General features: G+C 45.8%; 9 protein-coding genes. 3 read left to right on the top strand and 6 right to left on the bottom strand.

What is annotated here, in order from left to right:
* Nucleotides 1-6: 6 nt before the first annotated feature.
* Together ACFPFU_RS07040 and ACFPFU_RS07035 are read left to right on the top strand one after the other, a co-directional pair.
* Nucleotides 7-438 (top strand): OsmC family protein, encoded by a 432-nt coding sequence (locus ACFPFU_RS07040; protein ID WP_377062898.1) that lies wholly within the window; start codon nt 7-9, stop codon nt 436-438.
* 82 nt (nt 439-520) lie between these two features.
* Entirely contained in the window at nt 521-1147 is a 627-nt protein-coding gene (locus ACFPFU_RS07035; RefSeq protein ID WP_377062896.1) for a class I SAM-dependent methyltransferase, read from the top strand.
* Between the two features lie 139 nt (nt 1148-1286).
* Here the strand turns inward: ACFPFU_RS07035 and ACFPFU_RS07030 are convergent, their stop codons facing one another.
* Both ACFPFU_RS07030 and ACFPFU_RS07025 read right to left on the bottom strand, forming a co-directional pair.
* Nucleotides 1287-3623 carry a nitric-oxide reductase large subunit gene (locus ACFPFU_RS07030; RefSeq protein ID WP_377062894.1) on the bottom strand — a complete coding sequence of 779 codons (2337 nt, stop codon included), beginning with the start codon at nt 3621-3623 and terminating at the stop codon, nt 1287-1289.
* A 173-nt stretch (nt 3624-3796) separates the two neighbouring features.
* A complete protein-coding gene (locus ACFPFU_RS07025; protein ID WP_377062892.1) occupies nt 3797-4228 on the bottom strand; it encodes an RrF2 family transcriptional regulator in 432 nt (143 codons plus the stop codon).
* A gap of 205 nt (nt 4229-4433) precedes the next feature.
* On the opposite strand from ACFPFU_RS07025, the gene ACFPFU_RS07020 reads away from it, so the two are divergent.
* A complete protein-coding gene (locus tag ACFPFU_RS07020) occupies nt 4434-5903 on the top strand; it encodes a pyruvate kinase (protein WP_377062890.1) in 1470 nt (489 codons plus the stop codon).
* Nucleotides 5904-5934: 31 nt separating this feature from the next.
* Here ACFPFU_RS07020 and ACFPFU_RS07015 read toward each other — a convergent pair whose 3' ends face one another.
* From ACFPFU_RS07015 to feoB, 4 genes are all read right to left on the bottom strand, one after another.
* Nucleotides 5935-6180: a hypothetical protein gene (locus ACFPFU_RS07015; protein WP_377062888.1), complete on the bottom strand. Its 246-nt coding sequence runs from the start codon at nt 6178-6180 to the stop codon at nt 5935-5937.
* Nucleotides 6177-7517 carry a PepSY-associated TM helix domain-containing protein gene (locus ACFPFU_RS07010; RefSeq protein WP_377062886.1) on the bottom strand — a complete coding sequence of 447 codons (1341 nt, stop codon included), beginning with the start codon at nt 7515-7517 and terminating at the stop codon, nt 6177-6179. Before ACFPFU_RS07010 ends, ACFPFU_RS07015 begins: the two co-directional genes overlap by 4 nt.
* A 5-nt stretch (nt 7518-7522) precedes the next feature.
* The gene (locus ACFPFU_RS07005) at nt 7523-9976 is read right to left on the bottom strand and encodes a TonB-dependent siderophore receptor (RefSeq protein ID WP_377062884.1); all 2454 of its coding nucleotides are present in this window, start codon (nt 9974-9976) and stop codon (nt 7523-7525) included.
* Between the two features lie 322 nt (nt 9977-10298).
* Complete coding sequence (feoB, locus tag ACFPFU_RS07000; protein ID WP_377062882.1) at nt 10299-12419, bottom strand: ferrous iron transport protein B; 2121 nt, start codon at nt 12417-12419, stop codon at nt 10299-10301.
* Nucleotides 12420-12425 lie beyond the last annotated feature (6 nt).

The following is a 12425-nucleotide window of genomic DNA, read 5'->3' as shown; positions in this document are numbered from 1 at the left end:
AAAATTATGCTTTCACACACGTATAATATTTCTTTAACTTGGAAAGAGGGAAGAAAAGGAGAATTGAACTCTCCCGAGCTGTCACATGGCTTTGAAGTAGCCACGCCGCCTCAATTTGACAAAGGTATCCACGGTATATGGTCACCTGAGCACCTTTTCACCGCATCCATAAGCAGCTGTTTTATGACCACCTTTCTTGCCATAGCAGAATATTCCAAACTGGAATACCAATGCTTCGACTGCAAAGCAGAAGGTATTTTGGCCAAAGAAGACGGGAAATTCTTAATGACGGAGGTCATCCTTAAACCCAAGGTTAAACTTGTAAACGAAGTTGACAGAAGCAAGGCAGAACGTATTATTCAAAAAGCAGAAACTGCATGCCTTATCTCCAATTCCATCAAAACCAAGGTTACCCTTGAAATGGAAACATGGGTTTGATTCCGGTTTGGAAAATTGAAGCCGCCCTACTCCCTGCCGGAAGATCCGGTGGGGCAAGGATAAATTTCATTGCCTTCTTGTCGTGAAAAAGCTTGACGTTAAATGCTACTGGGAGAATGTGTATCACACCAAAGAGTTTGCCCAGATGAGCTGGTACCAAAAAGTGCCCACCGATTCATTGATTTTCTTCCAGAAAATGGCTATTCCCAAAAATGCCCGTATCATTGACGTGGGCGGAGGTGACAGTTACCTGGTGGATTATCTGTTGACCACGGGCTATAGAAACGTCAGTGTGCTGGACATCGCTTCAAAGGCATTGGAGAAAGCACAAAAGCGTTTAGGGCAATGGGCTGATAGGGTAACGTGGATCAATGCGGACATAAACCTGTACCAGCCTACCCAAACCTACGACGTATGGCACGATAGGGCCACTTTCCATTTTTTATTGGAAGAAGGATTAGTCCATCGGTATGTTGAACAGACACGGAGGGCCCTTTCTACCGACGGACTGCTATTCATTGGAACATTCTCTGAAAAAGGGCAGGCACATTGCAGCGGCCTACCCGTCAGACAGTATGCCAAGGAAAAGCTGGCCGAGGTTTTCCAACCCTATTTTCAAGAAATGGACAGCTTTAATACTGACCATTTCACACCTTCAGGAAAAGTTCAGTCTTATAGCTTCTGCACGTTGAGAAAAAAAACAGAATAGCGGGCATCTTGTCCCCCATTTATACAGCAGGCAAATCCTTTTATAAAAAATAAAAAGGTGGCGTCACACGACACCACCCTTTCTTTATTTAAAAACACATCAACTTCAATTAAACCGGCAATTCGGAAATGTTTTGTTTTCAGACTGCCTCCAGCTTTTCTTCTTTCTTTGCATCAGGTTTTAATGGCCTCTGTTTTTTCAGATGGCGGGCACTTTTTATCACAAACCATGTCAGCGGAAAAACGCCTCCGAGACAGAATACAGCCCCACCCACAATCCGCAACCAGGTCATGGTCTGGAACGGCGCACTCTGGATAAATTCCTGTGAACGGGCATACCAATATCCTGCTTCCATCACAGTAATCAGTTGGTGAATACCTGCTGGAAACAGATCGAGGGTAACCATCAGCAGCAGGCCCACATTGATAGACCAAAAGGCCACGCTGACCAACCGGGTATTCCATGCCTCCGGCTTTATCAAAAACCGCAGGCAGAAGAGCAAAGCGGCAATGGAAAGGTTTCCATACACCCCCATCAAAGCCGCATGGCCATGGTTGACGGTCAGGTAAGTGCCATGTTCGTAGTAATTGGCAATAGGGAGATTAATAATCAAACCAAAAACGCCTGCACCGAAGAAATTCCAAAATGTCACGCCTACAATGAACAGGAAGACACCGGGCATGGCAAATAAAGATGATTGCTGCCTTGACCGTTGTTTTTCGCGGAGCAAATAGGGCATTTTCTGCATCTTCCAGGCTTCCAGGGTCAAAAGGATAAGGGGCACCACTTGCAGGGTGGAAAAGACGCTTCCCAGAGCCAAAGTTCCCACAGGCTTGGCATTCCAGTAAAAATTATGGGAAATGCCGAGCAAACCGGATCCTAAAAAGAGCAGGGCTGCCAGATAAACCACCTTTACTACCGCCTGTCTGTTGACCAGCCCCATCATCACCATCATGTATCCTACTATGATCGTAGTGAAAACCTCAAAAAACGCCTCCACCCACATATGTACCACCATCCATCTCCAGAAATCAGCAACTACAAAATTGGTTTCCGGGCCTGCGACAAAACCGGACAACAAAAGAATAAGGATACAGACGATGGAATAGACAAGCCAGTTGGGCAGACCCCAGGGCATTCCTACTTTAAAGGTGTTTTTAACCCCTCTGTAGACTATCCATGCCCATAAGGCAAATATGACCAAGAGAAAATACTGGTAAAGACGGCCCAATTCCACAAACTCCCAGCCCTGGTGCCCAAGCCAGCGGGAATAATCACCCAAGAACCCTTTTGGTCCCAGGAAAATGCCAACAAAAGAGCCCGCCACCATCACAAAGAAAATCCAAAACAACGCATTGATGAGGAAGAGCTGACCCTCAGGTTCTTTTTTGGCCAGCAAAGGCAGTACAAAAAAAGAAATACCTACCCAGCAGGCAGAAATCCAAAAAAGAGACAATTGGACATGCCAGCTTCTTGAGATGGTAACGGGAAACAGTTCCTGTATATCCCAGCCAAAGAAGCGGGTGAAGCCCACAAAGTCATGGACCGTCAATATCCCTGCCAGTACCTGAACCAAAAAAAGCAGGATTGCTGCATAAAAAAACTTAAACGTGGCCCGCTGGGTTGGACTTGGCCTGAAACGCTGCAGCTTTTCTTCCGTCACCATCTCGGAAGCTCCTTTTGAATAATATTCCTCGCTTAACTGCTCAAACTGGCCATAGTAGTACATTACCAACCCCAGCCCCAGGACCAAACCGAACAAGCCTATAATACTCCAAATCAGCGTGGATGGCGTAGCCACATTGCCGGCATACTCATCATATGGCCAATTATGGGTGTAGCTGTATTTTTCTCCGGGCCGCTGCACCCCACATACCCAAGCCCCCCAGTAAAAGAACTTGCTCAAATCCTTGATTTCTTCTTCATCGGTAAGGTAACCCGCCGGTTTGAAAGCTTCCCCAAAACCCGGATCGGTAAACATCCGCAGGTAAAAATCCCCCACAGCCTCCACAGCATGCACTTGGGCATCTGTGAGGAGTACCGAATTATCAGATTCCTGATATCGGTTGTCCTTGATTTCCTTTTGGACTTTGGACAAAATGCCTTCCTGCGCTAATTCACTATGGGAGCCAGTAACCCCGGTACGTTGGGCATAATATCCGGTCATTGCCTTCGCCTTTTCGTGAAGGGCCTGAGCCGTAAAATCGGGCCCCCTCAAAGCGCCGTCGCCAAACATACTGCCATATTCCATCAAAGCGTACCGGTGAAACACTTCCTGTCCCCGTAAGATTTCGTCATGACTGATCACGGTGTGGCCTTGGCTGTCCAAATAATCCGGCATTGGCGGCGCCTCTTCGTAAGTCTGGTGGGCGATAAATATCAGGCCTGTGATGCTGACGGCAAAAATGACCAAAAAGGGCACCCACCAGTTCTTGGGCTTCATCAAATAATTTAGGAATGTAGTCTCTGGTTTCATATGTTTATAACTGTTCCTTAATTGTCATATGGAATCTCGCATGATAGATAATCATCCCTCCGTGTGACGATTCCGTCATGCTCGGTTTCATGTCATGTTGGGTTTTTGGGCGGTAGAATTGTTTCCTATTTAAGAGTATTTTGTCTTATTTATTGTCAAAAAAATATTCGCTGTTAAATTCTCACTTCTTCTTTTGTTACCTTCTCTGCCAACTCCCCGATGCTTGTTGCTGCCAGATGATGATAAAAACCTCCTTTAAGGTCTTTCCAATAGGCATGGACAGGACAAGGCTTCTCCTCTCCGCATCCAGGTAAGCCCAATAAGCACTGATCAAAATAGTCCTCCCCTTCCAAAGCAAGTGCAATGTCCAAAAGCCTGATCTCATCCGCCGGTTTAGCCAAAGCTACCCCTCCGGCAGGCCCCCGGTAAGAATGCAACAGGCCTTTTGAGGTAAGCTCCCTGAATATCTTCGTAAGAAAATGAAAGGAGAGACCCAATTCCTTTGAAATTTCCCCAATGCTTATGAACTGGGACGGTGCCGGATGGCTGATCATATAAAGCATGGCCCGGATTCCATATTTACTGGTCTGCGAAAGGACTTTCATTTCTATTTAAGACTTTATTGTCCGAAATATAAAGAAATAAAGCTGAACCAAGCAAATTATTTCCAGGAAAAATCAGCGCCATAAAATATTCGTTCAGCAAACGCGGTATAGAAGCCGATATCCCCTCCCTTTTTCAAAAATTTATCCTAAATTATCTCCCATAAATGTTGGGGAAATCCTTCCCTGATTAAACTGACTTTTCTTTATGCCCACAGATCTGGATATCATTAAAGAGCAACTTTCGTTACTGGAAGGTAAAATGCTGTCGGAAGAAAAGAGAAAATCACGCCTTCTTCGCCAGGTGCATGAGGATCAATACCAGTCTGCAAAAAACCTCATCCATTATTTGGTGCTGAGAAACGAAGACCGAAGGGACCTCCAGGAATTGTTACATGTGCATGGCCTGTCTTCCCTGGCAAGTTCGGAGAGCCACGTGCACCATCAACTGCAGGCCATTAAACAACGGTTAGGATTCACCTATCCAAAAAAGGAAATCGCTATTTGCAGTTATGTTTTTGGGCAAATGAAAATGAAGGAAAAAAGCAAGCTGCTCTTCGGTTCCAAAACGGTAACCCAGATTCCTTCCATCATGGTCACGTTCGATTCAGGCTTTGCATCAGACAGGGAACTGATCAAATCCCTGCTGCAGAACGGCATGAATGTCGCCCGGATCAACTGTGCACATGATGATGAAACCATATGGGCGGAAATGATCCAAAACCTCAAAGGGGCTTGTACAGAAACGGGGTTGGAGTGCAAAATTTATATGGACCTTGCGGGGCCGAAAATCAGAACAAGGTTACTTGGAAGGGGAAAACGCACCGGTAAGGCGAAAATCAAAGAAGGTCAATTGATCTGGTTTGTTGATCCCGGTAAGGAATTTAACAAAAGGGAAGTGGTGATCAGCCCTAGCGAACCGGATATCATAAACCATCTCAATGTTGGAGACAGGGTTTTCATCGATGACGGGATCATCTGCGGCACGGTGGAAAAAATCAAGAAAAACAAGGCGGGTATCAGGATAATAAGGATTTACTCCAAAAAACAGCGCATCAAGGCAGAAAAAGGAATCAATTTCCCTGACACGAAACTGCAGATCCCTTCCCTTACGGAATTTGACAAACGCTGCCTGCCATTTATCTGTCAACATGCCGATCTGGTAGGTTATTCATTTGTCAAAACCCCCGCGGATATGGTCCAGTTACGTTCTGCCATTGAAGGCACTGCCGGTAAAAGGCCCCATATTATCATAAAGATAGAAACCCTCCCATCGGTGGAAAACCTCCCATCGCTGCTTTTGGAAGGCATGAAGGACGCTGCTTTCGGCGTCATGATCGCCCGGGGTGATTTGGCAGTGGAAATCGGATTTGAACGTATGGGAGAAATTCAGGACGAGATATTATGGATCTGTGAAGCCGCCCATATCCCTGTAATCTGGGCCACGCAGGTTTTGGAAAACCTGCATAAATCCGGTATGGCCACCCGGTCGGAAATCACGGATGCCGGACATGCCGCCATGGCCGAATGCATTGCGATCAATAAGGGAAAGCACACCATTGAGGTCATGAACAGCCTAAAAGACATCATCCAGCGCGCTTCATCTCACCGGATAAAGAAAAGGTTCACCTTCAGGCCGCTGAAAATTGCCTCAAGATATTTTAAATATGCGGACTAAGCTCCTATCCAGGCTGCCTGGTTTCCTTGCGCTATAAAAGGTATAAAAAAGACAGTACCCCTAACAGCGCAACCGCCACCTGAAACCCCAACGATTTGATTTTTAAACATAAACCTGAGTGGAACAGTACGATCATGCTGAGCACACACTCTTTTTTTAATATTGCCTCCGCCAAATACTGGTCTATATAGTACAGACATACGATGCAATAGAAAACCAAAAAGGCCAGATTACAGGGTATCAGTAAATGCTCCACTCTCTTGTCAAATGCGTTCATGCGTATTCCCATTTTTTAGTTTTATCACGATCACGTTTATTTTTAATCACCTTTCGGTAGGTTTGGTACCCTATGAACGCGATCAGAAAAAGATACACCAAAGGAGTGATTATCATGGTGACATAATTGTATCCTATCAGGGTGGTGGCCAGGCCCAAAAGAATAAGTACCGCTACCGTACCCATGGAATAAAGAAATACCGTTTTCCCCGCGTTCAGCCGGCTGCCATTTTTTTTCTCCTTTCTTTTTAGATAAATAACGAATCCTGAGATTGACAAAAAACCGGAGGTTAATCCCAGTAGAAAGTAAGCTATTTTCACGCCGATTCCTGCAAATCTCCCAAAATGCAAACCTTCCTGGATAAAATATAACCTGTGCCAAAAATTCTGTTTGCTGATGTCGTATTGGAATAACACATCAAGCGAACCTTTATCAAGCACTACTTTGTTGATATGCGGTTCATAAATATTCCCCTTTAAATCCCCTCTTATTTCCAAAGTAGCGCTCCCGTCCGAAGAGGGTGTCACCATCACCGGAATAAAGTTATCAATGGCTTGCTGTGACTTTTCCAGAGCCAGGTAATAATCAAACTCAAAACGTTCATCCTCTTCCGGTGTCAAGGGCTTTTCATCGCGGAGGTAGGCATTGGGAATTTCCATCCCGGTCCACTTCATCAATCGAGGCTGCAATCCGAGCCAGGCGCCCGTGAAAGCTATCATAAGGTTAAAAACCAATGCCACAATGCCCACCAGTTTATGCCAATCCGCAAATAGGATTCTCATATTTTTCCCGTGACGGATCACGCCAAAAAACTGCTTTTTCATAAAGTCACCGTATATCAACAATCCGGTGATGGAAATGACGACCAGGCCTATTCCCGCCAGACCCACCAGCTGTCGGCCATAAAAGCCGTCCATTAACCTTACATGCACCTGCCTTAGATAATTCGGCACACTGTTCAGATGGTCAACGTGATGAATGATCTTCCCTGTACCAGGATCTACGAACACTTTGGTTCGTTTCGAATCGGTCCTTGATTTAAAGGAATAAAAATCAAATTCCATAGGCTTCCCCTCGGACGCCGGGGGATAAATAGCCAGCAGCCTGTCATCATGAAATTGATTTTTAAGTTGGTGCAAAACGGGGGATACGGGAGCTTTGTTTTTCCGTACCGCTGTTACTTGTAAATTATTAAGATGAATCCATGATTCTATTTCCGGAATAAAGACGGCTAAAGCCCCCGTGAGGCTCAAAATGCCAATCACGATCCCCACGTAAAGACCGGTCCAGTTATGGATCCGCCAAAGTATCTTATTGGATTTCTTTGCTTTAGCCATTTTCTTTAAAAAGTGTAGGTAAGCGTTCCCAGAAAGTTTCTGGGGGCACCGGGAAACAGCCTTAAGTAATCATATCCTCCCACCCAATGCTGCTGGTCGGCCAGGTTATTCATATTCAGTTGCAATCTCATGTTGCCAGAGGTGTAATAAACCGCCGCGTTCATGACCATATATCCCGGCAAGGTTTGGGTATCGCTGAGAGAGACGTTTCTGGCAGAAACAAAGTTGGTCCCAAAACCAAATCCGAGGCCATCAAGTTCACCTCTTATAAAATCATACTTGGTCCAGAAGTTTCCTTGGTGTTTGGGCGCATTGGGCTTCTGAATGCCCAACTCCTGTTCATGCGGACTTTCCGTGATACTGGCCTCATTGAAGGCGTAGGACGCCAGAATACTCCAGTTGGTAAGAATACGGCCCACCACGTCCACTTCAAAACCCTGGGCAACTTCCTCACCGATTTGTTCCAACAGGTCCTGCTCTCCTACCACAGAATACAACGTGTTTTTCTGCCTGATCCGGTAAAGGGCGGTGGTGACTTCCAGGTTTTTATTAAACCATTCGGACTTGGCTCCGAATTCAACCATATCTGAAATCAACGGGTCAAATGGACCACCGGCGTTGGGGTTGGCAATCACAGCGGCGGTCTGGGGATTATAGCCCTCCACATAAGTACCATAGAGGTTGATGGCAGGAGTGACTGTATATACTAGACCCAATCGCGGAAGCAAAGCATATTGGTTTACCTTTTGTTCCCCATCTTTTCTATAATTTTCAAAATCGGTATAATTTTCATAGCGCAATCCCAGCATCGCTTGGAATTTTCCGAGTTGCAGCTGGTCCTGCACATAGAGGCCGTTGAGTTGATACAGTGTCGGGTCAAATCCTCTGGTAGCATAAAAATATTTGCTCATGTCCTGCATCCTTTGTGAACCCACCGGATCGGTCAGGTCAAAATGAGGCACATTGGGTACCGGATTGCCGTTATTGTCCAATAAGTATAATTCGGGTCTATTGGGGTCGAAGGTGTTGATCACACCGGTGTTGGCTGCATTTCTGTAGCCCGTAGCCGTTAGTTGGGATCCCCCGGGAGGAAGCATTTCCCTCGCATAATCATATCCAAAAACCCATTTGTGCTTTATGCTTCCCGTTTCCATGTTATAATTGAAATAGGTCGTCAGGTTGTCGACAAACCGGCTTCTCTTTCTGATAAATATCTGTCTGGCTACCATGTTCGGAAGTGTCGCTCCTGTTCCGTCTATCGCATAGACATTGGAAGAGCGGTGTTCGGTCAAATCCTCACTGTATCCCGTTTTCATGTAAGACATGTTGAGGTTTAAACGGCTGGAAAACCGGTGAGTCAAAGAGGCCGTCATGGTATAGGTCTGCTCCTTCAAATAATCATTTGCCGTATTGAGTGAAAGGGACACAGGTGTGGAATAGAGGTCATCTTCAAAGGCAGACTGACCCCGGTCCAGACGGCTGTTGGAGTTGTTAAAGACAAAATCAAGGTTTACCCTGGTCTTATCGGAGGGCAAAAATGAAAGGGAAGGGGCAATGACGATATTTTTGTCGAACTGCAAATCCCTGAAACCGTGGGCATCTTCATATCCCAGGTTCAGCCTGTACAGCAGGGTCTTGCTCTCATTGGCCGGGCCTGTAAAATCCGCCAAAGTCCTAAAGGTATTGAAACTTCCCATTGAAAAACTAACGGAATTGTAAGGGGAATCCAATGGTTTTTTGGTCACCCTGTTCACCACACCTCCGGGGCTGGCGTTACCGAACAACGCAGAAGAGGGTCCCTTCAGTACCTCCACCCGCTCCAGAAAATTGATCAAAGGCTGTTTCCAAAAGCCCGAAGTGGTTCGCATCCCATTCACCAGCTGGGTATTGCTGCCCCCGTTGACCCTAAATCCCCTGATGGTAATATCATCATAAAAGGTAAATTGATTGACCCCGCTAAAATTCCGGACGGTTTCCCCACTTCTCATCAGCCCTTGGTCCATGATCACCTCTTTGGTGACATAAGACACCGATTGGGGCAGGTCCTTAAGTTGCGTTTGGCTCTTGCTTCCCACAAAACTCGTCGTATTGCGGTAACTGTCTTCTTTTCTTCCAATAATCTCCACAAATTGTAGCTGGGAGATATCCTCCTTTAATGTCACCTCTATCAGGGATTTCTGACCGGAAGCCACGTTTATGGACAACTTTTGGGTTTCAAAACCTACGAAGCTGATGATCAATTCATAATTCCCAGGTTTGGAAAAATCCAGGGAAAAATTCCCTTCCCGGTCAGATGCGGTACCATGTGTGGTTCCTGCTATCTGGATGGTAGCCCCTGCAACGGATTGATCTGTAATGTCTTTTATTTTCCCCTTTATGGTAATTATCTCATTTTGACCCATTGAGGCCCCAGCCGTCAACAGCGCACAAAAAAGAAACAGCAGGTATCTTTTTTTCATGTTTATTTAGATTAATTATTGATTATGCAAAAATGCCTCAACAAATTAATCCAGTCAATTTATTTAGATTAAATCTTAATAATATTTTTCTATGGTATTATGAAAATGATATTACAACTAAAAGATAGGCTGCATGAGAACCTGCCGGTTGCGTTCTTTGTAGGGGTCGTAAAAGCAAATTGCCTCGCTGTTTTTAGTTAACCGCATTTGTCGCACCCACAGGTGGTTTTGGTCTTGGCCTGTTTTTTATTTGCCAAACGGTAAATCCAAAGCCCTATGACCCCGAGAAACAAACTCCATACTAAGATATCCTGCCACATAACTATGAAAATATTTGATAAGTAATGAACGCTGCCAAATAAGCCACGCCGGTCATGGCGACGGTTTGTACCAGGGGCCATTTCCAGGTTTTGGTTTCCCTGTACACTACGGCCAAAGTACTCATGCATTGCATGGCAAAGGCATAAAAAACCATAAGTGAGAAGCCTGTCGCTTTGTCAAAAACCTTTTCCCCGGTATCCGGATGCACCTCACTCGCCAGTTTTTCCCGAATGGTCATTTCGTTTTCTACGTCTCCCCCTATGCTATAAATGGTGGCTATTGTGGCCACAAATACCTCCCGGGCCGCAAAGGAAGTCAACAAGGCGATCCCGATTTTCCAATCATAACCCAATGGACGGATGATCGGCTCAATGCCTTTACCCATAATCCCAATATAGGAGGCCTCGAGTTCCCTCGAAGCGTATAATTCTTCAATCTCCTCTCTTTCCTCCTTCGAAGCTTCCGCCTGTAAGGCCGCTTTTTCTTCTTCCAATGCATCTATTTGACCTGAAGGGCCATGACTGGCCAATACCCATAACACGACGGATATCATCAAAATCACCTTTCCCGCCTCCACTACAAAGATTCTGGATTTATTGAACATGGTGAGAACGACGGTCTTCCACCGGGGAAAACGGTAGACAGGAAGATCGGCAATCAGATAGCTGAGTTCTTTTGTCTTCAGTATATATTTCAGGACCAACGCCCCCAGTAAGGTAAAGGATGCCCCAAGCAGGTACATTGCCAATAAAGCAATGGCCTGAAGATTGATCCCCAGAAAAGGCTCATCGGGCACCGTTAGCCCAATCAAAATAATATATACCGGCAACCGGGCCGAACAGCTCATCCAAGGAGTGACCAATATGGTGATCAGCCTTTCTTTTGCATGGCTAATGTTTCTGGTAGCCATAATACCGGGAATCGCGCAAGCCATACCGGAAATCAGGGGAACGATACTCTTTCCATGCAGTCCGAAGGGGCGCATCATCCTGTCCATCAAAAAAACCACCCTAGAGAAATACCCCGTATCCTCCAAAAAAGCCAGAAACCCAAACAACAAAGCGATTTGGGGAATAAATATTACTATCCCTCCTATCCCCGGAATAATACCTTCTGCCAACAGATCGGTAAAAACCCCCGGGGGAAAGGTATCATAAACCCAGCTTCCAAATGCCGTAAAACTCCTATCTATCAGGTCCATGGGGTACTCAGCCCAGGCAAAAATGGCTTGAAAGACCAGCAACATAATGGCCAGAAAAATCAGGTAACCCCATACCCGGTGCAAAAAAACCGTGTCCAAAGATAAGGTAATATCCCGGCCCGGGCCGTCTTCCCGAGCGATAGCTTTAGTCAAGATTTCTTTAATTTTCTTATACCTGGTTTCAGTTTCCTTTACCTGTCCGCCCTTTTTGTCAAAGCCATAGGCTTCCGATTTTTCCTTCAACCAGTTTTTGTCGCCAAGGGACAATGCGCTGTCATGTTCACCAAAAACCAATAGCTGAAATGCCTGATAAGGGGTTGTCAGTCCAAACTTAAACAGCACCTCATCCAGCAGCACTTGAGGTGCATATGAATCTGCTTCCAATAAAGGTTTCGGGGATTCGAATTTCTCCCCGGCAATAAGGTTTCTGATGGCATCCATGCCGTCAGCGTGCCGGGCATCGGTCATGATAATCGGAACACCGAGGCTTTTGTACAGCTCAAATGTCTTGATGGTAAGACCACGTTTAAGGGCCATATCCTTCATATTGATGGCCAGAGCCACCGGAAGTCCTAAATCAATCACCTGCGTGGCCAGCAGCAAACTTCGTTCAAGGTTGCAGGCATCCAATATTACCAATACAAAATCAGGTCGCTCACCTCCTACCCCATTCAATACCCTATGGGCAATTACCTCATCTTCGGATTTGGGATACAGGCTATAAGTCCCCGGTAGATCCACCAATTCATAGACCCTGCCCCCGGCCTTAAGGGAACCGATCATCTTATCTACCGTAACCCCTGGGTAGTTGCCTACTTTCTGGTTCAGACCCGTCAGATGGTTGAAAACACTGGATTTACCCACATTGGGGTTCCCTATAATGGCAACGGTTTTAGTTCCTGTGAGCGTGGCTACGTCCATATCCGT

Source organism: Negadavirga shengliensis (assembly GCF_042652345.1).
In the GTDB taxonomy this organism is placed as follows: Bacteria; Bacteroidota; Bacteroidia; order Cytophagales; family Cyclobacteriaceae; genus Negadavirga; species Negadavirga shengliensis.
The sequence above is the reverse complement of the archived record's forward strand: the minus strand, read 5'-3'. Positions and strand labels throughout refer to the sequence as shown.